Source organism: Pseudomonas sp. B21-036 (assembly GCF_024748925.1).
Taxonomy (GTDB): domain Bacteria; phylum Pseudomonadota; class Gammaproteobacteria; order Pseudomonadales; family Pseudomonadaceae; genus Aquipseudomonas; species Aquipseudomonas palmensis.
The window spans coordinates 4185751-4208304 of the sequence record NZ_CP087178.1 but is presented as its reverse complement, the minus strand read 5'-3'; the positions used below and the strand labels follow the sequence as shown (position 1 = coordinate 4208304).

General features: G+C 64.8%; 18 protein-coding genes and 2 tRNA genes. 8 read left to right on the top strand and 12 right to left on the bottom strand.

Going from position 1 to position 22554, the window contains the following annotated elements; all coding sequences use genetic code 11:
* Positions 1-11: 11 nt before the first annotated feature.
* The gene (locus LOY33_RS18990) at positions 12-557 is read right to left on the bottom strand and encodes a TetR/AcrR family transcriptional regulator (RefSeq protein ID WP_043860011.1); all 546 of its coding nucleotides are present in this window, start codon (positions 555-557) and stop codon (positions 12-14) included.
* Positions 558-647: 90 nt separating this feature from the next.
* Between LOY33_RS18990 and LOY33_RS18985 the strand changes: the two genes are divergently transcribed.
* The gene (locus LOY33_RS18985) at positions 648-1841 is read left to right on the top strand and encodes an MFS transporter (RefSeq protein WP_058541017.1); all 1194 of its coding nucleotides are present in this window, start codon (positions 648-650) and stop codon (positions 1839-1841) included.
* Between the two features lie 58 nt (positions 1842-1899).
* On the opposite strand, the gene LOY33_RS18980 is transcribed toward LOY33_RS18985, so the two are convergent.
* A complete protein-coding gene (locus LOY33_RS18980) occupies positions 1900-3078 on the bottom strand; it encodes an MFS transporter (RefSeq protein ID WP_043860013.1) in 1179 nt (392 codons plus the stop codon).
* Positions 3079-3252: 174 nt separating this feature from the next.
* Here LOY33_RS18980 and LOY33_RS18975 point away from each other — a divergent pair, with 174 nt between their 5' ends.
* Entirely contained in the window at positions 3253-4395 is a 1143-nt protein-coding gene (locus LOY33_RS18975; RefSeq protein WP_058541019.1) for a TDT family transporter, read from the top strand.
* A gap of 168 nt (positions 4396-4563) precedes the next feature.
* Positions 4564-6438, top strand: coding sequence for an MFS transporter (locus LOY33_RS18970; protein WP_043860015.1), 1875 nt, complete (start codon positions 4564-4566; stop codon positions 6436-6438).
* A gap of 16 nt (positions 6439-6454) precedes the next feature.
* Here the strand turns inward: LOY33_RS18970 and sugE are convergent, their stop codons facing one another.
* The 3 genes from sugE to rdgC form a co-directional block, all read right to left on the bottom strand.
* Positions 6455-6772 carry a quaternary ammonium compound efflux SMR transporter SugE gene (sugE, locus tag LOY33_RS18965; protein ID WP_253086716.1) on the bottom strand — a complete coding sequence of 106 codons (318 nt, stop codon included), beginning with the start codon at positions 6770-6772 and terminating at the stop codon, positions 6455-6457.
* Positions 6773-6889: 117 nt separating this feature from the next.
* Complete coding sequence (locus LOY33_RS18960) at positions 6890-7852, bottom strand: bile acid:sodium symporter family protein (RefSeq protein WP_258659647.1); 963 nt, start codon at positions 7850-7852, stop codon at positions 6890-6892.
* 141 nt (positions 7853-7993) lie between these two features.
* The gene (gene rdgC / locus LOY33_RS18955) at positions 7994-8914 is read right to left on the bottom strand and encodes a recombination-associated protein RdgC (RefSeq protein ID WP_088514017.1); all 921 of its coding nucleotides are present in this window, start codon (positions 8912-8914) and stop codon (positions 7994-7996) included.
* Between the two features lie 159 nt (positions 8915-9073).
* On the opposite strand from rdgC, the gene LOY33_RS18950 reads away from it, so the two are divergent.
* A tRNA-Val gene (locus LOY33_RS18950) sits at positions 9074-9149 on the top strand.
* 16 nt (positions 9150-9165) lie between these two features.
* Positions 9166-9242: transfer RNA gene (locus LOY33_RS18945), tRNA-Asp, on the top strand.
* 163 nt (positions 9243-9405) lie between these two features.
* Here LOY33_RS18945 and LOY33_RS18940 read toward each other — a convergent pair.
* The 3 genes from LOY33_RS18940 to LOY33_RS18930 form a co-directional block, all read right to left on the bottom strand.
* The gene (locus LOY33_RS18940; protein ID WP_258659645.1) at positions 9406-11871 is read right to left on the bottom strand and encodes a TonB-dependent siderophore receptor; all 2466 of its coding nucleotides are present in this window, start codon (positions 11869-11871) and stop codon (positions 9406-9408) included.
* 108 nt (positions 11872-11979) lie between these two features.
* Positions 11980-12942: a FecR domain-containing protein gene (locus LOY33_RS18935; protein ID WP_258659637.1), complete on the bottom strand. Its 963-nt coding sequence runs from the start codon at positions 12940-12942 to the stop codon at positions 11980-11982.
* Positions 12943-12986: 44 nt separating this feature from the next.
* Positions 12987-13511 (bottom strand): sigma-70 family RNA polymerase sigma factor, encoded by a 525-nt coding sequence (locus LOY33_RS18930; RefSeq protein ID WP_043860021.1) that lies wholly within the window; start codon positions 13509-13511, stop codon positions 12987-12989.
* A 206-nt stretch (positions 13512-13717) separates the two neighbouring features.
* Between LOY33_RS18930 and LOY33_RS18925 the strand changes: the two genes are divergently transcribed.
* Positions 13718-15409, top strand: coding sequence for a molecular chaperone HscC (locus LOY33_RS18925; protein WP_054914674.1), 1692 nt, complete (start codon positions 13718-13720; stop codon positions 15407-15409).
* On the opposite strand, the gene LOY33_RS18920 is transcribed toward LOY33_RS18925, so the two are convergent.
* From LOY33_RS18920 to LOY33_RS18905, 4 genes are all read right to left on the bottom strand, one after another.
* Positions 15406-18117 carry a molecular chaperone DnaJ gene (locus LOY33_RS18920; protein WP_258659635.1) on the bottom strand — a complete coding sequence of 904 codons (2712 nt, stop codon included), beginning with the start codon at positions 18115-18117 and terminating at the stop codon, positions 15406-15408. The two genes, LOY33_RS18925 and LOY33_RS18920, sit on opposite strands and share 4 nt — an antisense overlap.
* Positions 18114-18806, bottom strand: coding sequence for a DUF1266 domain-containing protein (locus tag LOY33_RS18915; RefSeq protein WP_043860023.1), 693 nt, complete (start codon positions 18804-18806; stop codon positions 18114-18116). Before LOY33_RS18915 ends, LOY33_RS18920 begins: the two co-directional genes overlap by 4 nt.
* A 591-nt stretch (positions 18807-19397) precedes the next feature.
* Positions 19398-20180 (bottom strand): type I methionyl aminopeptidase, encoded by a 783-nt coding sequence (gene map, locus LOY33_RS18910; RefSeq protein WP_196932747.1) that lies wholly within the window; start codon positions 20178-20180, stop codon positions 19398-19400.
* Positions 20177-20380 (bottom strand): ParD-like family protein, encoded by a 204-nt coding sequence (locus LOY33_RS18905; RefSeq protein ID WP_043859970.1) that lies wholly within the window; start codon positions 20378-20380, stop codon positions 20177-20179. Before LOY33_RS18905 ends, map begins: the two co-directional genes overlap by 4 nt.
* 102 nt (positions 20381-20482) lie before the next feature.
* Between LOY33_RS18905 and pcaQ the strand changes: the two genes are divergently transcribed.
* The gene (gene pcaQ / locus LOY33_RS18900) at positions 20483-21415 is read left to right on the top strand and encodes a pca operon transcription factor PcaQ (RefSeq protein WP_043859971.1); all 933 of its coding nucleotides are present in this window, start codon (positions 20483-20485) and stop codon (positions 21413-21415) included.
* Positions 21416-21603: 188 nt separating this feature from the next.
* Positions 21604-22326 (top strand): FKBP-type peptidyl-prolyl cis-trans isomerase, encoded by a 723-nt coding sequence (locus LOY33_RS18895; RefSeq protein ID WP_054914671.1) that lies wholly within the window; start codon positions 21604-21606, stop codon positions 22324-22326.
* Positions 22327-22554 lie beyond the last annotated feature (228 nt).

Here is a 22554-nt window from a genome sequence, read left to right as displayed (position 1 = left end):
CGTCGCAGTGCTCAGTCGCGCAGGGCCAGTTCGACCAGTTCATGCAGCTGCTGCAGGCTCGGGGGCGCTTCGGCGAACAGTATGCGAAACACCGTGGGAGCCACCAGCAGGTCGAGCAGCCGTTCCACCCCGGGGCCGGCTTCGCCACGCTGCTGCGCGCGGTCCAGCAAGGTCTGCAGCTGGCCGCGCAGCAGGGTGGTGCAGTAGCCGGGGCAGGCGCTGCTGAGCACGTCGCGCATCATGTGTCGGCCGGGCTCGGAGCTCATCTCGTCCAGGTACTGCTCGGCCCAGGCCAGCAGGTCGCCGCGCAAGGTGCCGGTGTCGAGGGGTTCACTGTCGGGGTGCAGGCGCTCCACCGCCACGTCGGCCAGCAGCGCCGCCAGTTCACCCCAGCGCCGGTAGATGGTCGAGGGGGTGACGCCGGCACGTGCGGCCACCATGGGCACGGTCAGGCTCGCGCGGTCCTGCTCCTGGAGCAGGGCCCGCACGGCGCTGTGCACCGATTGCTGGACACGGGCGCTGCGACCACCCGTGCGAATACCTTCTTTGATCGCCATGGCGCGACCTTAACACAAAGGGTTTGCGTTAAGGATTCAGGGCGCGCAGACTGCGCAAAAGCTAACGGTTAGCTTTAGTGGAGAAAGCACATGATCGGATTGTTCAGCCGTCCGGCGTCGGCGCGTTTGCGGCTGGTGTACCTGGCCGTCGCGCTGCTCGGGTTTCTGGCGGCCTCGAGTGCGCCGACGCCGTTGTACCAGCTGTATCAGCATGCGTGGCAGTTTTCGCCGGCAACCCTGACCCTGGTGTTTGCGGTGTATGCCTTGAGCCTGCTGGCGGCGTTGCTGACGGTGGGGTCGCTGTCCGATTACCTGGGGCGCCGGCCGGTGATCTTCGTGGCGTTGCTGCTCGAGAGCGTGGCGATGCTGCTGTTCATCCAGGCCGAGTCGGTGCCCTGGCTGCTTGCGGCGCGGTTGCTGCAAGGCTTTGCCACCGGCATGGCCACCAGTGTGCTGGGCGCCGCGCTGCTCGATACCGACCGCGAACAGGGGCCGTTGGTCAACAGCCTGGCGCCGCTGCTGGGCATGGCCTGCGGGGCGCTGGGCACCAGCGTGCTGGTGGAGTTCGCGCCGTGGCCGCTGCGCCTTGTGTATGGGGTGCTGCTGGCGCTGTTCGTGGTGCTGGCGCTGCTGGTGTGGCGTTTGCCGGAGAGCGTCAGCCGCCAGCCGGGCGCGCTGCGCGCCCTGCGTCCGAGCCTGCTGGTGCCGCCTCAGGCGCGTGGCGCGGTGTGGCGCATGCTGCCGGTTAACATTGCGGTGTGGGCGCTTGGCGGGTTCTTCCTCTCACTGGGGCCGTCGCTGGTGCGGGAGGTGAGCGGCCTGGGCTCAAGCCTGGTCGGTGGCGCGCTGGTGGCGACCCTGACCCTCAGTGGTGCGCTGGCGATCTATCGGCTGCGCCTGCGCCCGGCACAGCAGGTGCTGGCGCTGGGCACCGGGCTGCTGGCCGGCGGGGTGGGGCTGATTCTGCTGGCGCTGCACAACGCCAGCCTGGTGCTGTTCTTCGCCGCCACGCTGGTGGCGGGCAGCGGCTTTGGTGCGGGGTTTCTGGGTGCGTTGCGCAGCACCCTGCCACTGGCCGAGGCCCATGAACGGGCGGGCTTGATGGCCACGTTCTACGTGCTGAGCTACCTGGCGTTCTGTATGCCTGCGCTGGCGGCCGGGTTGATGGTGCGCCAGTTCGGGCTGGTAGCCACCAGCGAGGTGTATGCGCTGGTGCTGGTCGGGTTGTGCGCGGTGGCGGGGGTGTTGAACCTGCCGGCGATGCGCGGAGCGCGATCTATCTGATCTCGATGGTGCTGCGTTTTGCGGCAAGAGCAGCGTGGATCTTTGTCGGCGCCGGCCTTCAGGCCTGGCGCCGTGCCCCCAGGCAATAGAACAGCCCCGCAAGCCCCACCGACAGCATCATCAGGTAGAACATCGCCGTCGGCATCAGGTGTGCCAGCGCAAACCCGCACAGCACCGGCCCCAGCGCCGCCCCCAGGTTGGACAGGTTCTGTGCGCCGTAATACACCCCGCGCAGGTGCTCCGGGGCAATGCTGTCGATGAACATGTATTCGGCCGGGATCACGATGATCTCGCCCAATGTGAACACCAGCATCGCCAGGCACCACACCCACAATGTCTGCGCCAGCGAGAACCCCAGCAACCCGATCACGAACAGCAGCATCCCGGCCAGCAGCCAGGGCATCAGCTGGCGACTGCCGATGCGCCGGCCGATGGCGTATTGCAGGGCGATCACCGTGATGGCGTTGGTCGCCACCAGGTAGCTGACGGTCTGGTTGGCCTGGATGGCCGATGTGGTGGTCACCAGGTACTGCGACAGGTAGGCCGTGAACTGGCCGAACACCACCGCACTGAGCGCGCCGCCCAGGGTGAAGTACACCAGGCGCCGATCGCCGAGCAGGTGCCTGCCGACCGCCAGCAGGCCCAGCGTCGGCCCGCCGAGCCCGGCGCGTGCCGCACGCTCGCCCCGGCGTTGATAGCTCAGGCACATGCCCAGCCCCAGCAATGCCGACAGCACGAACGGCAGCCGGTCATCCAATAGCACCAGCGCCACCCCAACAAAAGGCCCGACGGCATAGGCGACGTTGCTCAGGGTGTACTTGATCGAGAACACCTCGCCGCGTGCCTGCACTGGCAACAGCGCGCAGAAGCCGGCCTTGGCGGCAATGTCCACCACTGCCAGGGTGAGGTTGATCACCACCAGGCAGGCAAACAGCATCCCCAGTTGCCGGCTGGCCACGGCCACGAAGAACGCCAGGGCGAAGGCCAGGGTGGAGAACACGATCACCGTGTAGCTGCGCAGGGTGTCGATCAGGTAGCCGCCGTACAGGCTCAGCAGCGAGCCGACGATCAGTGCACCGCCGATCATCAGGCCGATGGCGCTGATGCCCAGGGCGAAGTGCTCCGACAGGTAAACCACCAGGTACGGCAGGGTGATGGCCCGCGCCAGGGTCAGCACGAAGGTGGTGCACAGCAGCAGGCGAACCTCGGCGCCATAGCCCCGCAGGCTTTCGAGCATGTTCACGTCCTTGTCCGGTGAGGTCAGCCGCCAGCATACGTCAGCCTTGAAAGGCTCGCGAACGGCTTATATATAGGTAAAACAGATAACAGTTAGAGAAATTACCCGTTATATCGATATTCCATAGGGTTGTAACATCGATTTCACCTCACCGGAGGACAGGAGACCGACACCATGACCTGCACCAAGATAGCCCACCCCTTGCGCCCGCTGAGCCGCCTGGCTCACCCGCGCGAGGTGATCCGACAGTTCACCCCCAACTGGTTCGCCGCGACCATGGGCACCGGCGTGCTGGCGCTGGCGCTGCGGCAGGCGGTGCCGGGGTTGTCGGGTATGGCCGAGGCGCTGTGGCTGCTGACCATTGGCCTGTTCGTGCTGTTCAGCGTGCTCTACACCGCGCGCTGGGTGATGTTCTTCGATGAGGCGCGGCGGATTTTCGCGCATTCCACTGTCTCGATGTTTTTCGGCACCATCCCCATGGGCCTGGCGACCATTCTCAATGGGGCGCTGGTATTCGGGGTCGAGCGCTGGGGCACGGGGGTGCTGCCGTGGGTCGAGGCGTTGTGGTGGCTGGACGTGGCCCTGGCGCTGCTGTGCGGGGTGGCGATCCCTTACCTGATGTTCACCCGCCAGGAGCACAGCATCGACCAGATGACCGCGGTATGGCTGCTGCCGGTGGTAGCGGCCGAAGTGGCGGCGGCCAGCGGCGGCCTGCTGGCCCCGCACCTGACGGACGTCCATCGCCAGTTCCAGGTACTGATCACCAGCTATGTGCTGTGGGCGGTGTCGTTGCCGGTGGCGTTCAGCATCCTGACCATCCTCACCCTGCGCATGGCGCTGCACAAGCTGCCCCAGGCGAGCATGGCCGCTTCGAGCTGGCTGGCACTCGGGCCGATCGGCACCGGTGCCCTGGGCATGATGTTGCTGGGCAGTGATGCACCGGCGATCTTCGCTGCCAATGGCCTGGGCAGCCTGGGCGAGATTGCCCGCGGGCTGGGGCTGGTGGCCGGTATCGTGCTGTGGGGCGCGGGGCTGTGGTGGTTGCTCACTGCCGTGTTGATCACGCTGCGCCATCTGCGCGATGGCATGCCGTTCAACCTGGGCTGGTGGGGCTTTACCTTTCCGCTGGGGGTGTATGCCCTGGCCACGTTGAAGCTGGCGGCGTGGCTGCAGTTGGGGTTCTTCACGGTGATGGGCCACGTGCTGGTGGTGGCGCTGGCAGGGCTGTGGCTGGTGGTGGCCAGCCGGACCCTGGCGGGGGCCTGGCGTGGCGAGCTGTTCGTGTCGCCGTGCATTGCGGGGTGCACGGGCAAGTGACGATGGTGGCAGTTTCGCCGACAAGGCCGGCTCCGGCAGGGTTTTGCTGGCGCTAGAAGGCCTGGTCGGCGAAGCGGTTCATGCGGTGGCTTGCATTTACCCGTGCATCTGTGGCTTTTTGCGGGCTGGCTTCCTCCAATAACAAAGCCCCACTCAGGACCCTGGACGATGAGTCACCCCTCACAGTTTGCCCTGCTGCAAAAACGGCGCTTTCTGCCGTTTTTCGTCACCCAGTCGCTGGGGGCGTTCAACGACAACCTGTTCAAGCAATCGCTGATCCTGGCCATTCTCTACAAGCTCAGCCTGGGCGGCGACGGCACGATGCTGGTCAACCTCTGCGCGCTGCTGTTCATCCTGCCGTTCTTCCTGTTCTCGGCCCTGGCCGGCCAGTTCGGCGAAAAGTTCGCCAAGGATGCGCTGATCCGCACCATCAAGCTGGCCGAGATCGTCATCATGGGCGTGGGCGCCGCGGGCTTTCTCTATAACCACCTGTGGATGATGCTGGTGGCGCTGTTCGCCATGGGGACCCATTCGGCGCTGTTCGGCCCGGTCAAGTACTCGATCCTGCCCCAGGCCCTGCGCGAAGAGGAGCTGGTGGGCGGCAACGGCCTGGTGGAGATGGGTACCTTCCTGGCGATCCTGGCCGGCACCATCGGCGCCGGGGTGATGATGTCCAGCACCCACTACGCGCCCATCGTGGCCAGCGCGGTGGTGCTGGTGGCGGTGCTGGGCTACCTGGCCAGCCGCGCAATCCCCCGTGCCGCGGCCTCGTCGCCGCAACTCAAGCTGCAATGGAACATCTTCAGCCAGACCGTCGCGACCCTGCGCATGGGCCTGAAACAGACCCCGGCGGTATCGCGCTCGATCGTGGGCAACTCGTGGTTCTGGTTTGTCGGTGCCATCTACCTCACGCAGATCCCGGCCTATGCCCAGGAGTGGATGCACGGCGACGAAACCGTGGTCACGCTGATTCTCACGCTGTTCTCGGTGGGCATCGCGGTGGGGTCGCTGCTGTGCGAGCGCCTCAGCGGGCGCAAGGTGGAGATCGGCCTGGTACCCTTCGGCTCGTTCGGCCTGACGGTGTTCGGCCTGCTGTGGTGGTGGCATTCGGGGGATATCCCGGCCGCCGGCGCGCCGTATGACTGGCTCGCCCTGCTGGGCATGAGCAAGGCCTGGTGGATCCTGCTGTCGATCATGGGCCTGGGTGTTTTCGGCGGTTTCTACATCGTGCCGCTGTACGCGCTGATCCAGTCGCGCACCCCCGAAGACGAGCGTGCCCGGGTGATCGCGGCCAACAACATCCTCAATGCACTGTTCATGGTGGTCTCGGCCGTGGTCACCATGCTGTTGCTGGGGCTGGCCAAGCTGAGTATCCCGCAGCTGTTTCTGGTGGTGTCGCTGCTCAACATCGCAGTCAACACCTACATCTTCCGCATCGTGCCCGAGTTCAGCATGCGCTTCATGATCTGGCTGCTCAGCCATTCCATGTACCGCGTCGAACACCGCGACCTGGACAAGATCCCGGATGAAGGCGCGGCGCTGCTGGTGTGCAACCACGTGTCGTTCGTCGATGCGCTGCTGATTGCCGGGGCCGTGCGCCGGCCGATCCGCTTTGTCATGTACTACAAGATCTACCGCCTGCCGGTGCTCAATTTCATCTTCCGTACTGCGGGGGCGATCCCGATTGCCGGGCGCAACGAAGACCTGCCGACCTACGAGCGTGCGTTCGAGAAAATTGCCGCCTACCTGGCTGACGGTGAGCTGGTGTGCATCTTCCCGGAAGGCAAGCTGACCTCCGATGGCGAGATCGATGCATTCAAGGGCGGATTGAGCCTGATTCTGGAGCGCACCCCGGTGCCGGTGATTCCGTTGGCGCTGCAAGGCCTGTGGGGGAGTTTCTTCAGCCGTGACCCGGCCAAGGGGTTTTTCCGGCGCCTGTGGTCGCGGGTGACCCTGGTGGCCGGTAGCGCCGTACCGGTGGAAACGGCGCAACCGGCGCTGTTGCGCGAGCGGGTCAGCGAACTACGCGGCACCTGGCGCTAGGCGCGGGGGCTCAAGGTCAGCTGGCGCTGACCTTGAGCCCCACCAGGCCGATGATGATCAGTGCCACGCTGGCCAGGCGTATCAACGCCATGGATTCGCCAAACAGGATGATCCCGGCAATCACCGTACCCACTGCGCCCACACCGGTCCAGATCGCATAGGCGGTGCCCAGTGGCAGTTCCTTCATGGCGAGGCCGAGCAGGCCGAGGCTGACCGCCATGGCGGCAACCGTGAGCACAGTGGGCAGGGGGCGGGTGAAGCCGTCGGTGTATTTGAGGCCGATGGCCCAGCCGACTTCGAACAGGCCGGCGAAAAACAGGATGATCCAGGACATGCGCAGTACTCCACCTGTTGATGGGGCCGTCCCCGGATCGGTCACGCGGTGCGTCGTGAGGTCGTCCTCACAGTGCGCACTATAGTGCACATTTCCTTGCCGGGGGGCAAGTGGCGGTCAACGCGTGGCGTCGACCGCTGCCGTTTCGGCGACGGATTCTTCCATGCGCCGGAACCAGGTCGAGAGTAGCGCACCGGAGATGTTGTGCCACACGCTGAACAGCGCGCTGGGCACCGCCGCCAGGGGCGAGAAGTGCGCACTGGCCAGTGCCGCGCCCAGCCCGGAGTTCTGCATGCCGACTTCCAGCGCCAGGGATTTGCGCTGGGCCAGCGGCAGCTTGAACAGCTTGCCGGTGACGTAGCCCAGGGCGAACCCGAAGGTGTTGTGCAGGATCACCACCGCCATGATCAGCAGGCCCGATTCGGCGATCTTGGCCTGGCTGGCCGCCACCACCGCGCACACGATCAGCACGATGCTCACCACCGACACCAGCGGCAGCACCTGCACCGCCAGGTGTACGCGCGGGCCGAGCAGGCGCTGGGCGAGCACGCCGAGCACGATCGGCAGCATCACCAGTTGCAGGATCGACCAGAACATCTCCATGAACGAGACCGGCAGCCAGGCCGAGGCCAGCAGCCAGATCAGCGCCGGGGTCAGCAGCGGGGCGAGCAGGGTGGTGACGGCGGCTATTGCCACGGCCAGGGCCAGGTCGCCCTTGGCCAGCCACGCCATCACATTGGAGGAAGTACCGCTTGGGCAGCAGCCGACCAGGATCACGCCCACGGCGATTTCGGCGGGCAGGTGGAACAGCTGGCACAGCAGCCAGGCCACGCCCGGCATGATCACGAAGTGGGCGACCACGCCCAGGGCCACGCGCCAGGGCTGGCGGAACACAGCGGCGAAGTCTTCGACCTTGAGGGTCAGGCCCATGCCGAACATCACCAGGCCCAGCAGCGGCACGATGGCGACCTTGAGGCCGATAAACCAGGCGGGTTGGAAGAAGGCCAGGAGGGCAAACAGCAGCACCCACCAGGCGAATGTATTGCCGACGAATCGGCTGAGGGCGGCGAGGGCGCGCATGGGGGTGCTCCTTTTTTATTATCGGCGGCCCCATCGCGGGTCAAGCCCGCTCCCACAAGGATTGCAGCGACCCTGTAGGAGCGGGCTTGACCCGCGATGAAGCCCGCAAGGCCTCTATATAGCTATGTAGAGAGAAGCCGATCAGACCCCCTGCGGGATCTCCTCTCCACCCAGCGCTTCGAACAGCGCCGGCAGGAAGTCGCCGAAGGTCAGCATCATCAGGGTGAAGCTGGCATCGAGCTGGCCAAGGGCCTCTTCGCCGCCGTCTTCCTCGGCCTGGTCCTGCAGCAGCTCTTCGAACTTCAGGCGCTTGATCACCATCTTGTCGTCCAGCACGAACGACAGCTTGTCCTGCCAGGCCAGCGACAGCTGTGTCACCACCTTGCCGGTACCCAGGTGCAGCTGGATCTCGTCGCTGGTCAGGTCCTGGCGCTTGCAGCGTACGATGCCGCCGTCTTCGTGGGTGTCGCGCAGCTCGCACTCGTCCAGCACATAGAAGTCGGGCGCAGCCTTCTGCGACTTGACCCAGTCGGTCAGGGTCGCGCTTGGGGCGATCTTCACGGTCACCGGGCGCACCGGCAACGAGCCCATCACTTCACGCAGGGTCGACAGCAGGTCCTCGGCACGCTTGGCGCTGGCCGAGTTGACCAGGATCAGGCCCTGCTTGGGCGCGATGGCGGCGAAGATCATCGAACGACGGATGAAGGCGCGGGGCAGGAAGGCCTGGATGATCTCGTCCTTGATCTGGTCGCGCTCCTTCTTGTAGACCTTGCGCATCTGCTCGGCTTCGATCTCTTCGATCTTCTCCTTGACCGCATCACGCACCACGCTGCCAGGCAGGATGCGTTCTTCCTTGCGTGCCGCGATCAGCATGAAGTCGCCACTGACATGCACCAGGGGCGCATCTTCGCCTTTGCCGAAGGGCGCGACGAAACCGTAGGTGGTCAACTCCTGGCTGGCACAGGGGCGCGCCGGCTTGCTGGCCAGTGCGGTTTCCAACGCCTCGGCGTCGAACTGGATGTCCTGGGTAAGGCGGTAGGGCAGCAGGTTTTTGAACCACATGGGGTGCATCTCTCCTCGGTACATAAGGAGGGCATTATTCTCCGAGCGGCGTGTTCAGGCCAAGCCCGCTAAGTCATTGGAAGGCCTGAAAAATAATTTTAAAAAAGTGCTTGCCAGAGTGTGAGGTGCTCCGTAGAATGCGCGCCACACCGAGACGAAGGGTGATTAGCTCAGCCGGGAGAGCATCTGCCTTACAAGCAGAGGGTCGGCGGTTCGATCCCGTCATCACCCACCACTTCTCAGTGTATCGCGCAGCGGTAGTTCAGTCGGTTAGAATACCGGCCTGTCACGCCGGGGGTCGCGGGTTCGAGTCCCGTCCGCTGCGCCATATATTAGCTTCAGGGCCCACTGAACTCCCTGAAGCCACAAACGAAGCGACCCTAGGGTCGCTTTTTTTGTGCCTGGCGTTTGGCCGCGCCTGCCATGCATCCCCCTCCAACAACGAAAAAGGCGCCGCTGAGGGCGCCTTTTCCAGACAGCCTCGCGCCGTCTTACCAGTTGTAGGTCACATCTGCACTCAGGGTGCGGCCTTCGCCGTAATAGCAGTCCAGCCCGCCATTGCAGGCCGCCACGTACTTCTCGTCCGTGAGGTTCTGCAGGTTGGCCTTGAGCTTCACGCCCTTGACGTGCAGCGGCGATTTTTCCAGGTCATAGGACACCATGGCGTCATACACGGTGTAGGACGGAATCTGGAAAGAGTCGCCCACGTAGTCCGAACCGTAGCTGCTGCGCACGTAGCGCGCGCCCAGGCCCACACCGAACCCGGCCAGTACGGTGGAAACGTCGAAGTCGTAGTTGACCCACGCCGAAGCGGTCAGCGGTGGCTGCATGGCTAGGGTACGGCCTTCGCGGCCGTCGTTGATGCTGCGCCACTTGATCTGGTTGCGTGATACCGCAGCCAGCACGCTCAGGTTGTTGGTGACATTGACCTTGCCTTCCAGCTCGACACCACGCGAACGCACCGAGCCGCTCTGCACCCTCAGGCTCGGGTCGTCGCGGTCGTTGGTCAGCATGTTGTCCTGGTCGATCTGGTAGGCGGACAGCTGGATGAAACCGTCGATCGACCTGGGCTCGTACTTGATGCCCACTTCATACTGCTTGCCGTTGGTGGGGTCGAAACCCGAACCGTTGGCGTCGACACCGGACAGCGGCAAAAACGACTCGGCGTAACTCACGTAGGGCGTCACACCGTTGTCGAACGAGTAGCCCAGCCCCGCACGCGCGGTGAACTTTTCATCCTTCTGGTTGGTGTGGCCGCCGTTGAGCGGCGTCTTGTTGTCGGTTTCGGCAAAGTCATAGCGGCCGCCCACGGTCAGGAACCATTTGTTCCACAGCAGTTGATCCTGGGCATACAGGCCGGTCTGGGTAATGGTGTTGTCCCAGCGGTAAGGCTGGGTGAAAGTGAACTTGCTGCCGTAGACCGGCTTGTACAGGTCGATGCCCGGGCCGCGACGGTCGTATCGGCCGAGGAACTCGGAGTTGAAGTGGTAGTAGTCCACCCCCAGCAGCAGGGTGTGGTCCAGCTCGCCGGTCTTGAACTTGGCCTGGGCGGTGCTATCGATGCCGTAGACCCGGTTGTGCTGCGCCCAGTCCACCCCGAAGCGGTCTGCCTGGTAGCTGAAGTCGTTGGCGCCGGTGACCGGGTTGGGGCCGAATGAATAGCCGTGCAGTGGTGCGACGTAGCGGTCGTCGAGGTCGGCGTAGCGTGCGTTCTGCTTGAGGGTCCAGGTGTCGTTGAGCTCGTGGGCGATCTCGTAGCCGACCACGAACTGCTCGCGGTCATATTTGTTCAGGCCCGGCTCGCCGATGAACAGGCTGCGGCTGATGCGCCCGTTGGCGGTGCTGTACACCGTGCCCTTGGCCGGCAGGCCCTGGGCTTCCGGGGTGTCGCGGTCTTTCTGGTACTGGCCGAACACCGTGACGGTGGTGCGCTCGTTGGCCAGCCAGGTCAGGCTGGGCGCCAGCAGCATGCGGTTCTGGTCGGCATAGTCGATCTGCGAGTTGCTGTCGTTGACCACGCCGGTCAGGCGATAGAGGAACTGACCCTGATCGTCGATCGGGCCACCGAGGTCGAAGGCCCCGTACTTGCGGTCGTAGCTGCCGCCACCGATGACCACTTCATGCAGCGGCGTGGCGGTGGGGCGCTTGCTCACCATGTTGACGATGCCACCCGGCTGGTTCTGGCCATACAGCACCGACGCCGGGCCCTTGAGCACTTCGATGCGCTCCAGGGTGTAGGGGTCGATCTGCAGCGAGCCACCCGTGCTGCCGCCGCTGTAGGGCAGGTGCAGGCCGTCCAGGTACAGCGGGGTGGGGGAGAAGCCGCGGGAGGTGGGTTCATCGAACACCTTCACCCGGTCGGCGAAGCCGCCACCGGTCATGCCGGCGGTGTAGCGCAGGGCCTCGGTGACCGACTGGGCGCCGCGCATCTTCACTTCGTCCTGGGTGATGACGTTGATCGTCTGCGGGATCTCGCTCAGGGCCGTGTCGGTCTTGGAGCCGGTGGCGCTGCGCTTGGCCACGATCCCGTCGACCGGGCCGTAGGCCGATTCGGTTGCGCGGCTGTCGATGTTGGTGGCGCCCAGTACCACGGACGCATCGGCAGCAGGCAGTTTTTCCAGCACCAGGGTCTGACCGTCCAGCAACTGCCAGGTATGGCCGCTACCCTGCAGCAACCGGTCCAGGGCCTGGGCCAGGGTAAAGGCACCCTGCAGGGCCGGACCGGACCGGCCAGCCAGGTCGCTGGAGTTGAACACCAGACGTACGTTGGCCTGGTCGGCCAGTTGAGTGAGCATCCGGTCCAGCGCCTGGGGCGCCAGGTTCAGGGTCAGGCGCGTGGTGGTTTCGGCTGCGTGGGCCAGCGGCAGGGTCAGCGGCACCCCGCCACCCAGGGTCAGAGCGATGGCCAGCGTCAGGGTACGGCCACTGAACGGAAAAGCGTTGGAAAGCGCCTGCATTGAAATCGTCCGTCATCAAATGTTGGTAAGAAGCGATATTTATGAGAAGTATTCGCGTTCAAACCAACGACGATTCATTGCCGTCAACCTTGCCAACAAAATCCGGATTTATTTTTCTTCGACGCTCTCGCGGTTCATCACCAGGGTCAGCCACGGCAGTTGCACGACCCGCAGCGGTTGGGTGCGCGCCAGGGTACTGAACATCTGGGCACCGTCGTCCAGGTTGAACACCCCGCTCACCGCCGTGCTCGGCAATTGCCCCGTCACCACCAGTGCGCCGGGTACATAGCGCCCGATTTCGCTGACCACCTCGTCGAGTGGGCGTCGATTGAAGATCAGCTTGCCGCGCTGCCATGCCGAATCACTGGTCAGGTCCAGCGGGCGCGTGGAGGACGGTGGCAGGCCCTGGGCATAGTCCAGTTGCTGGGCCGGTTCCAGGCGCGCGCTCTGGCCACCGGACGTTACCTGCACCACACCTTCGCTGACGCCGACCCGCACCTGCTGTTCGAGCAGGTTCACGTCGAACCGGGTGCCCAGTGCCTGGGCCGTGCCTGCGGCGGCATGCACCACGAATGGACGCGCTGGGTTCTTGCTGACCTGGAAAAGCGCCTCGCCCTTGATCAGGTTGATATCGCGACGCGTGGACGAATAGCGCACCGACAGTGCGCTGGCGCTGTTGAGCCAGACCTCGCTGCCGTCCTCCAGCACCAGGTGCCTGCGTTCGCCGACGGCGGTCGACTGGTCGGCCATGTACACCTTCATTGGCTGCCCCAACTGGGTCAGGGCCAGCACCGCCAGCCCGGCGGCCAGCGCAGCCCATCGCAAGGGTTTTGCACGGCGTTGGGGCGCTGGCGGCACGAAGGATTGCGCGGTGGCCGTCTGCGCTACCCCGTGCCACATCTGCTCGGCCAGCCGCGCCGCTGCTTCGTGCGCCGGGCTGCGCTGGCGCCACTGGCGAAACGCGGCATGATCCGACTCGCTGGCATTCCCCGACATCAGCATCACCCACTGCTCGATGGCCTGATCCTCCAGCTCGACAGGGGATGGTTGGGAAGGGTTGGGTCTAGTCATGATGAGGGGCTGCTGAAACCTTCAGAGGGGGCGTACCGGGCATTCTAAATAGATTCCGACTGACGTAGCCAATCGCGGCAGTGCCGCATGGCTTGCACAATGTACTTGCCCACCGTGCTTTCGGACACGTCCAGGCGTACGGCGATCTGTGCATGGGTCAAGCCTTCGAGGCGATTGAGCAGCAGTGCCAGGCGCGCCTTGCTGGGCAACTGGGCCAGGCTGCGGTCCAGTTGTTCGATCGCTTCGGCAGCCAGGAACTGCTTCTCGGGGGAGGCGAGGGGGTCGCAGACGTCCAGGTTGTCACTGACGTCGTCATGCAGCGCCGAGCGTCGCTGTTCCTGGCGCAGGCGGTCGATGGCAAGGTTGCTGGCAACGCGAAAGACAAAGGCACGCGGTTCGAGAATCTGCGCCGTATCGGACAGGCTGGCCAGTCGCAGGTAGGTGTCCTGGGCCACGTCCGCGGCCTTTTCCACATTGCCCATGCGCCGTGCAAGAAACGCCAGAAGGTCGGCGTAATGCTCCTGGAAGGCGCTGACCAGCGGGTTGACGGCGGAGGTTGGGGTGGACATCCATTGTGCTCGTGCGACGTAATGCGCAAGCTTATCTCAAATGAGAATGACTATCATAGATATGTTTTTTTACAGGTCAGGCCTTTTTCGCCGTGTGTGCATTCGCTGTTTGTCGAGGTGGGGGGTTCAGTTAAAGTAGGGCGCCTTTCAGCAGGCCGGGCGAGCTCCGGCCGCTGGCCGATGACGACCACTGCCAGAGACCTCATATGCAGGATGCAACCCCCGCCGCCGCGCCCTTGCTGGGCATTGACCTGGGCACCACCAACAGCCTGATCGCCGTATGGCAGCAAGGCCGTGCCCAACTGATCCCGAATGCCCTTGGCGAGGTGCTTACCCCCTCGGTGGTCAGTATCGATGACGACGGCAGCATCCTGGTGGGGCGCGCCGCCCGTTCGCGATTGACCACCCACCCCGATCGCAGCGTCGCGGCATTCAAGCGTTTCATGGGCAGCGAAAAGCGCCTGGAGCTGGGCGGGCAGGCATTCAGCCCCGAAGAGCTCTCGGCCCTGGTGCTGGGCTCGCTGAAGCACGACGCCGAGGCCTTTCTGGGCTGCGCGGTGCACGAGGCGGTGATTTCGGTGCCGGCCTATTTCAGCGATGAACAGCGCAAGCGCACCGTGTTCGCCGCCGAGCTGGCGGGTCTCAAGGTGCAGCGCCTGATCAACGAACCGACCGCCGCGGCCATGGCCTACGGCCTGCACGAGCAGAAATTCGAGCGCACCCTCATCTTCGACCTGGGGGGCGGTACCTTCGACGTCACTGTGCTCGAATACGCCCTGCCGCTGATCGAGGTGCATGCTTCCACCGGCGACAACTTTCTTGGCGGCGAAGACTTCACCGAAGCGCTGCTGCAGGCCTGCCTGAAGGACTGGGGCATGACCCTGTCCAGCGTCGAACCGCAGGCGCTGGCGAGCCTGTACGACAGCATCGAACTGCTCAAGTGCAAGCTGGGCGAAGGCCCGCAGACGGTCTACTGGAAGGGTGCCGGAGAGCCCCGCGAGTGGACCCTGGACGAGCTGGGCGCGCAGACGATCTGGGAGCCGCTGCTGGGCCGGGTGCGCGCGCCCATCGAGCAGGCCCTGCGCGACGCGCGGCTGAGCCCGCGCGACCTCGACAGCCTGGTGCTGGTGGGCGGTGCCACGCGCATGCCGGTGGTGCAGCAGATGGTGGCCAAGCTGTTCGGCCGCCTGCCGTACCGCCACCTCGACCCCGACACCATCGTCGCCCTGGGCGCTGCCAGCCAGGCGGCCTGCAAGGCCCGCGACTCGGCCATCGAAGAGCTGATCCTGACCGACGTATGCCCCTACACTCTGGGCATCGAGACCACCCGCGGCGCCAACATCAGCGGGGTATTCTCGCCGATCATCGAGCGCAACACGGTGATACCGACCTCGCGGGTGCAGCGCTTCTACACCTCCCACGAGCAGCAGAAGACCATCAACGTCGAGGTCTACCAGGGTGAGCGGCCGTGGGTGCGTGACAACATCTTCATCGACAGCTTCGTCGTCGAGCTAACCCCGATGGACAAGATCCAGTCACTGGACATCCGCTTCAGCTACGACATCAACGGCCTGCTCGAAGTCGACGTGACCCTGGTGGACACCGGCAAGCGCCACAGCCACAGCATCGACCGCAGCCCCACCGGGCTGGATGAAGAGGCGCGCCAGAACAGCCATCAGCGCCTGGCCGGGCTGAAGATCCACCCGCGCGATGCATTGCCCAACCGCACCCTGACGGCGCGCCTGGAGCGCGCCTGGATGCAGTGCCTGGGCGATGAGCGCGAGCAGATCGGCACCTGGCTGAGCGACTTCAGCCAGGTGCTGGCCACCCAGCAGTCCAGCCTGATCGCCAGCCAGCGCCAGCAGTTGAACGAGGCGCTGGACGCACTCAACCTCTAGCCGATCAGGCGCCGCAGCACAGCCTGCAGCCCGCCGCTGAGGGCGTCGGGGTCATGATGCTCCGGCGACACGCCCCAGCGGTTGGGCAGCACGTCGCCGGGCATCACCACCAGCACCAGCGGCAGGAACGGCAGTGCTACCGACAGCGCAGCCAGCAGCATCATCACCACGATCCCGTGGCCAATGTCGTGCAGCCGGCGCAGGCAGGTGCCGAACAGCAGGGCCAGGCCCAGGCCGATCTTGACCATGGCCTCGGGCGCATCGCTGGAGGTGATGGCAAGCACCAGGGTGACGAAGAACCACAACATCAGCTGGCCGACGAATGCGCCACGGCCCAGGCGCGTGTTCCAGCGCCAGAAGGCCCAGGGCGATACTGGCTGAAGATCGGCCTGGGCCAGCAGCAGGCGCTCGCACCAGGACAACACCGCGGTCAGCGCAAAGCGCAGGCCGATACCGGTGCTGGGGTCATCCTTGGCCTTTTGCAGCTGCTTGAGCACCTTGAGGCGCGGTACGCCGACACGGCCGTAGCGGATCAGGCCCTTGAGCGTATCCATGACCTGGTAGAACACCGCGCTGTCCATGCCGTAGGCATCGAGCTTCTCGCGCGGCGGCCGGCTCGGCTCGCCCTTGATCAAGCCGCTGCGAAAGGCTTCGAACCACGGCTCTTCACTGGAGATGTCGGCCATGGTGCGCAGCAGCACGCGGTGCTGTTCGGCATCCAGTGCCGGGTCGTGGTAGAGCACCGCCCAGAACAGCATCATGCCCAGCAGGTCGTCGGCGAAGGCCTCTTCGTCCTTCTGGTAGCTGGCCAGCAACGCCAGCGTGCTGGGCAGGCGCGCACTGCTCAGGGCCTGGTCCGGCGCGGGCAGGCTGTCGGCAATGGCTTTTTGCAGCGGGTCGCGGTTGTCCAGCCAGCCCAGCAGCCCATCGAGGTTGCCTTGTTCCTGAAGCAGGTTCAGCAGCAGGGTATGGACCTTTGCCAACGGATGGCCGGGTGGGCACTGCAGGGTGTCGAGCATGCTCGGCGTCACCAGCGCCAGCCAGCGTTGTGGCGCCTGGGCCAGGGCCAGCATGAACAGTGCCTGGCGGTGCCAGTGCCACAACTCGGCGCCGGCCGGGGCGGGAGGCAGCACCACGCCTGCGGCGCCCAGCTCGCATTGCATCTCCAGGCCGAACGGTACCGGCATCATGGCGCGCGGGCTGAAGGTCTCGTGCAGGCGGGCCAGGGTGCGCCCGTCGTAGGCGCGCAGGCGGCGCAGCCAGTCGCGGCACAGGGTGGTGGCGCCGTCCTTGAGCACGTCGGGCAGTTGTGGGTGCGGCGAGTTGCTGTTCAGGAACGCCTGGATCGCCAGGGGGATCGGCGCCTGTTGCAGCCAGGCCAGTTGCTGTTGGGCCTGGTAGCGCAAGCCGTCGAGGATCAGTTCATCGATCAGGTGGCTGCTTTTCGGTTCGTCGAGCACCTGTTGCAACAGCGCGGCGTCACCGCAGTGCAGGGCCCAGGCGTGACGGTACAGACGCTGCAGGGCCGGGTCCGGGTGTTCGTCGATCAGGCTGGCGAGCAGTTCCAGCTCACGCTCATCGGTGGCCCGCCAGTCGACGAACTGCCCCGCGATGCCGTCCAGTTCCAGGCGCGCGGCCTGGAACCAGCGCGTCAGGGTTTCCGGGCGCTGCGCCGGGCTGCCCAGGGTCTGTTCGTCTTCGCTCAGGTCGTCGGGCCAGGTGCGCACCGGTGCCAGGCGGTCGAAGGCCTGGATCATCAGCGGCAGGCGTTGCGGCTGGTGCGCGGTGCACAGGTCCAGCAGCTCGCGGGCGGCCACCGGGTGGCGGAATTCCAGCCACAGGCGGCTCCAGCACGACAGCGCTTCTTCTTCCTTGCCCAGCAGGCTGGCCTGGCAGGCCAGCTGGTACAGCGCGTCGACATCGTCGGGTTGTAGCGCCTGGCGTTCGACGCACAGCGCGTACAGGCTCGGGCTGGCCACCCCGGCCTGGCCGATCTGCAGCAGCAGGCGTTCGACCAGTGCGGCGTCCGGGGGCAGGGCGACCACGGTGTGTTCCCGGGCGAAAGCGGCCAGTTCGAACAGCGGGCGGTTGTTGTAGAGGTGGTCCAGGCTGCGCAGGTACCACAGGGTTTCCAACTGCGCGGCCGTAGACCAGTCGTTCATCAGGCGCATGTCGAACGGGTCGGGGGCGGCGAAGCGAGCCAGCAGCGTCTCGACTTCCTGCGCCTCTTCGAAGCCCAGGCGCAGCAACTGCTTGTCCCAGGCCAGGCGCTTGGCCAGCACCTGCACGCAGGCATTGGACAGCTGGCCGGCTTCTTCCAGGCGCCACAGCAGCTCCCAGCTGACGTCCTCGAGTTCTTCGAGGGGCAGTTGGTCGAGCTCACGCAAGTAGTCCTGCCAGGCATCGACGTTGTAGCGCCGGGCCGGGTCGGCGAGCATGCGGGCGAAGGTGGCGATGACCGGGTGCACGCGAGGCGGGCGCGGCGGGCGTTCTGCGTAGGCCTGTTCTTCGCCGGCGTCCTCGTCGTCTTCGTCATCGTCATCCGTGCGGGTGGCGAGCTTGAGCGCGTGCTCGTAGGCCTGGCGCAGCAGTTGGAAGCCCTGCGGGTCGGTTTCGGGGTGAAACTCCGGCAGGCGGGCGCGGTAGGCGCCGCGGATGACGTCCTGGTCCTTGGTGGGCTCGATGCCCAGCTTTATCCAGCAACTCATGACCAGGTGCCCTCCTCGAGCGAATCGGGCCGGGGCGGGTAGTCCAGTGGTAGGTCCCAGGGCAGGCTGGCGAACAGTGCCTTGCCGCGCTTGAGCATGTTCATGATGATGCAGCGGTTCCAGTGCTCGGCGCCCTGGCGGTCGATACGGTAGGGGTAGACGTCGTCGTCATGGCTGGAGCAGTTCCATAGCGATTTGCCGAACATGTAGCCGGCGATGTAGGTGTCCCAGCTGTTGTAGAAGTGGCGTGCGCGCAGGGCCAGGCGGCTGTGCAGCCAGAGGCTTTCGGGCTCGGTGATCAGGTTCTCGAACACCCCGGCGCGCAGCAGGTAGCCCATGCGGCCCAGGTCCCAGGCGCGGGTGCCGCCGAAGCCGCAATCGGCATAGGTGCGTGCGGCAAATTCATAGTTGGCGCGCTCGCGCGGGCCCAGCTCGTCAAGCAGTGCCTGCCATTGGCTGGGTTGGCGGCGAGGGTATTGCCAGTAGGCATCGTTGAGTTTTTCGGCGTGGCCGGTGTCGGCCATGCGCAGCATGTCGAGCAGCTCGCGGCGGTTGTTGATGCCCCACCATTTTTTCAGGTCCAGGTCCCCTTCGGCTTCGAAGTAACGGGGGGAGGTGAGGCTGGCGCCGTTGAGGGCGGCCATGGGTGCAGAAAGGGCGTACAGCCAGTGCTGTTCAATCTCTTCCATGAATAGAAGGCTCCGGGGTCGACGGGGAATGGGCGGGGTCGACCGTAATGGCGCGGATTGTAGAGAGGCGGGGCGGGTGGGGCAATTGGATCCAGATTTTTTCGGCAGTGGTGTCTACCGGTGCTGGTTTTTCTTGCTCTTGCTCTTGCTCTTGCTCTTGCTCTTGCTCTTGCTCTTGCTCTTGCTGGTGCTGTTGCTGTTGCTTTTGATCTTTCCGTCCTTCAGGAGGCCGAATGGAGCCTGCGTGTAGTGGGGTGTAGGGCCATGGATGGCCCGGAAAGTGCCGACGGGCAGGGATGCCCGTACGGCGCGGCCCCACGGAGCGTGGGTGGAATGAGGGGACCCGTAGCGAAGCGTAGGGCCGGATGCTGGACGGAGCGGTTTTGCTTACTTTTTCCAAGAAAAAAGTAAGCCGCTGTAAGAGCGGAAGGGGGCCTCGGCGTCTCTGTCCATGCTGGATAAGCTCGAAAATCGAGCAACCGTCGCTCCCCGGGAAGGGGGCCGAGAGATTATCCGGCACGGGCGGCGATTCAAGCCCCCCTGAAGAACCGGAACATCAAAAGCACGATCAGCAGTGCGATGGTGAGCCAGTCACCCGACCATGCCCCGCTCTTCCTCACGCAAGGTCAATACCTCGACCCCCTGCGCCGTCACTGCCACCGTATGCTCCCACTGTGCTGACAGGCTGCGGTCCCGGGTGATCACCGTCCACCCGTCCTTGAGCGTACGCACCCCACGCCCGCCTTGGTTGATCATCGGCTCGATGGTGAACACCATGCCCGGCTTGAGCACCAGCCCGCTGTTGCGGTGTCCGTAGTGCAGCACCTGCGGCGCCTCGTGCATCTGCCTGCCGATGCCGTGCCCGCAGTACTCACGCACCACGTTGTAACCCGCGCCCTCGGCAAGCCGCTGTATCGCATGCCCCACATCACCCAGCGTGGCCCCGGGCCGCACCTGGCGAATGCCCGCCCACAACGCCGCATAGGTGGTATCGACCAATTGCCGCGCCTCGTCGGCAATGGCGCCCACCGCATACATCTTCGACGAGTCGGCAATGTAACCACCCTGTTCCAGGGTGATGTCCACATTGATGATCGACCCCGCCTTCAGCACCTCGTCGGCACTTGGCACGCCGTGGCACACCACATGGTCGACGGAGGTGTTGAGCGAATACTTGAACCCGTACTGCCCCTTGCTGGCCGGACGCGCCTTGAGCACATCGACGATGTACGCCTCGGCACGGTCGTTGATCTGCAAGGTGCTGACCCCTGGCGCGACAAAGCCGTCCAGGTGCTCGAACACCCGCGTCAACAATTGCCCGGCGGTACGCATCAAGGCCAGTTGCTGCAGGTTCTTCAGGATCACCTCGCTCATGCGATCAGCTCCCTGAGGCTGGCCTGCTCCTGGCGCAGCAACTGGCGCAACAGTTCCTGGTAGGTCATGTGCGGGTTGAGCTCGGCCAGCATGCCGATGCGAATCCAGTACTCGGCCTGCGCGTTGATCGAGCGCGACACCGCGCCGCTGGCAATGCGCAGGTCTTCATGCAGCGCGTCATCGATCTTGACGATACCCATTTTAATACTCACTCTGTATACGAAACGTATATATAGCATATAGCCGGTGTGTTGTTCGAGGCCGGCGCCGCAAAGGGGCTGCGGTTGCGATAAACTCCGGCCATGAACCTCGATACCCGCATCAAGTTCCGCCACCTGCTGTGCTTTCTCGAAATCGCCCGTCAAGGCAGTTTCGCCAAGGCCGCCGACGCCGTGGCCATCAGCCAGCCGGCGATTTCCAAGACCCTCAAGGAGCTCGAAGAACTGCTGCAGACGCGATTGTTCGAGCGCGGCAAGCAGGGTGTCGAGCTGACTGCGGCCGGGGTGCGCTTCATGCGCTACGCCGGCCCGTGCGTACAGGCCCTGCGCGAAGGGGTGAGTACCCTTCGCGGCGAGGAACACGCGCCGCCGCAGGTGAAGATCGGCGTGCTCTCGACCGTCGAAAGCCTGCTCATCCCCGAAGTGATCTGCCGCCTGCACCAGCGCCACCCGGCCCTGGTGGTCAGCGTTGCCACCGGCCCCAGTGCGCACCTGCTGGCGCAGCTGCATGTGGGGGAGCTGGACCTGGTGATCGGGCGCATGACCGACAGCCCGCAGATCCAGGGCCTGCTGTTCGAGCACCTGTACAGCGAGTCGATGTCGCTGGTGGTGCGCCCCGGCCACCCGTTGCTGGCACGCAGCCCGATCGAGCGCAACCAGGTGGGCCAGTACCCGCTGGTACTGCCCCTGGCCGGCACCACCATTCGCAAGCATGCCGACAGCCTGTTCGTGCAATGCGCCATCGAACAACCGCAGCAACGTCTGGAAACGCTTTCCCCGGCACTGAGCCGGCGCTATGTGCTGGGCAGCGATGCGGTGTGGGTGGCCCCGCGTGATGCGGTGCGGGTCGACCTGCAGCGGGGCGAGCTGTGCGAGCTCGACCTGGGCGTGCGCGAACCCGGTGGCTCGGTGGGTATCTGCAGCAATGCCGCGCTGCCACAGGCCCTGCCGGCCCAGTGGTTGTGCCAGGTGCTGCGCGAAGTGGCGGGGCAGTACCGCGAAGGACACTACCCGTAGATTTCATCCAGATCCGGGGCGTTGGCTGCAATACTGGCCACTGGCTTATCGGCTGCATGAAGAAGCCTTCACCTGGCTGAACTTCTCGACCTTTTGTCGCTCTCATGCCGGTAGCCATTGGTCGTGGCCGCCTGATAAGCTCGCGGCTTTACTCGATTGCCCTTTTGGCGCATGAACAAGGAAATAGCATGAAACAGCATCGGTTGGCGGCTGCGGTTGCCCTGGTTAGCCTGGTACTGGCGGGTTGCGATTCGCAGACCAGCGTCGAGCTGAAGACCCCGGCACAGAAAGCTTCCTACGGTATCGGCCTGAACATGGGCAAGAGCCTGGCACAGGAAGGCATGGACGATCTCGACTCCAAGGCCGTGGCCCAGGGCATCGAGGACGCTGTCGGCAAGAAGGAACAGAAGATCAAGGACGAAGACCTGGTCGAAGCCTTCGCCGCGCTGCAGAAGCGTGCTGAAGAACGCCTGGTCAAGATGAGCGAAGAGTCGGCCGCCGCCGGCAAGAAGTTCCTTGAAGAAAACGGCAAGAAGGACGGCGTGGTCACCACCGCGTCGGGCCTGCAGTACCAGATCGTGAAGAAGGCCGAAGGCGCCCAGCCCAAGCCTACCGACGTGGTCACTGTTCACTACGAAGGCAAGCTGATCGACGGCAAGGTGTTCGACAGCTCCGTCGAGCGCGGCAGCCCGATCGACCTGCCGGTCAGCGGCGTGATTCCGGGTTGGGTCGAAGGCCTGCAACTGATGCACGTGGGCGAGAAGGTCAAGCTGTTCATCCCGGCTGACCTGGCCTATGGCGCACAGAGCCCTAGCCCGATGATCCCGGCCAACTCGGTACTGGTGTTCGATCTGGAACTGATCGCCATCAAGGACCCGGCCAAGGCAGCAGAAGACGCTGCTGAGAAGTAAGCGTCCCGCTGTGTGCACAACGCCCCGTCTCGACGGGGCGTTGTCGTTTATGGATCGGGCTGAACCGTGGGAGCGATCTGACGTCACACCTTGGTGGCGTGCGCAACTGTGACGGCTTTCGCAAAGTGACCGCGTAATGAAACAGGTGTGTAAAAAACGCCCGATTTGACCCAGGCCCTTGCCTGGCGGGCACGCCGAGCCTGAAAATGGCCTCTGTTCACAAGGTTA

What these genes read in the sequence shown, in the direction of transcription:
- LOY33_RS18990 (WP_043860011.1), bottom strand. Translation starts at nt 557, where the DNA reads ATGGCGATCAAAGAAGGTATTCGCACGGGTGGTCGCAGCGCCCGTGTC.
- LOY33_RS18985 (WP_058541017.1), top strand. Translation starts at nt 648, where the DNA reads ATGATCGGATTGTTCAGCCGTCCGGCGTCGGCGCGTTTGCGGCTGGTG.
- LOY33_RS18980 (WP_043860013.1), bottom strand. Translation starts at nt 3,078, where the DNA reads ATGCTCGAAAGCCTGCGGGGCTATGGCGCCGAGGTTCGCCTGCTGCTG.
- LOY33_RS18975 (WP_058541019.1), top strand. Translation starts at nt 3,253, where the DNA reads ATGACCTGCACCAAGATAGCCCACCCCTTGCGCCCGCTGAGCCGCCTG.
- LOY33_RS18970 (WP_043860015.1), top strand. Translation starts at nt 4,564, where the DNA reads ATGAGTCACCCCTCACAGTTTGCCCTGCTGCAAAAACGGCGCTTTCTG.
- sugE (WP_253086716.1), bottom strand. Translation starts at nt 6,772, where the DNA reads ATGTCCTGGATCATCCTGTTTTTCGCCGGCCTGTTCGAAGTCGGCTGG.
- LOY33_RS18960 (WP_258659647.1), bottom strand. Translation starts at nt 7,852, where the DNA reads ATGCGCGCCCTCGCCGCCCTCAGCCGATTCGTCGGCAATACATTCGCC.
- rdgC (WP_088514017.1), bottom strand. Translation starts at nt 8,914, where the DNA reads ATGTGGTTCAAAAACCTGCTGCCCTACCGCCTTACCCAGGACATCCAG.
- LOY33_RS18940 (WP_258659645.1), bottom strand. Translation starts at nt 11,871, where the DNA reads ATGCAGGCGCTTTCCAACGCTTTTCCGTTCAGTGGCCGTACCCTGACG.
- LOY33_RS18935 (WP_258659637.1), bottom strand. Translation starts at nt 12,942, where the DNA reads ATGACTAGACCCAACCCTTCCCAACCATCCCCTGTCGAGCTGGAGGAT.
- LOY33_RS18930 (WP_043860021.1), bottom strand. Translation starts at nt 13,511, where the DNA reads ATGTCCACCCCAACCTCCGCCGTCAACCCGCTGGTCAGCGCCTTCCAG.
- LOY33_RS18925 (WP_054914674.1), top strand. Translation starts at nt 13,718, where the DNA reads ATGCAGGATGCAACCCCCGCCGCCGCGCCCTTGCTGGGCATTGACCTG.
- LOY33_RS18920 (WP_258659635.1), bottom strand. Translation starts at nt 18,117, where the DNA reads ATGAGTTGCTGGATAAAGCTGGGCATCGAGCCCACCAAGGACCAGGAC.
- LOY33_RS18915 (WP_043860023.1), bottom strand. Translation starts at nt 18,806, where the DNA reads ATGGAAGAGATTGAACAGCACTGGCTGTACGCCCTTTCTGCACCCATG.
- map (WP_196932747.1), bottom strand. Translation starts at nt 20,180, where the DNA reads ATGAGCGAGGTGATCCTGAAGAACCTGCAGCAACTGGCCTTGATGCGT.
- LOY33_RS18905 (WP_043859970.1), bottom strand. Translation starts at nt 20,380, where the DNA reads ATGGGTATCGTCAAGATCGATGACGCGCTGCATGAAGACCTGCGCATT.
- pcaQ (WP_043859971.1), top strand. Translation starts at nt 20,483, where the DNA reads ATGAACCTCGATACCCGCATCAAGTTCCGCCACCTGCTGTGCTTTCTC.
- LOY33_RS18895 (WP_054914671.1), top strand. Translation starts at nt 21,604, where the DNA reads ATGAAACAGCATCGGTTGGCGGCTGCGGTTGCCCTGGTTAGCCTGGTA.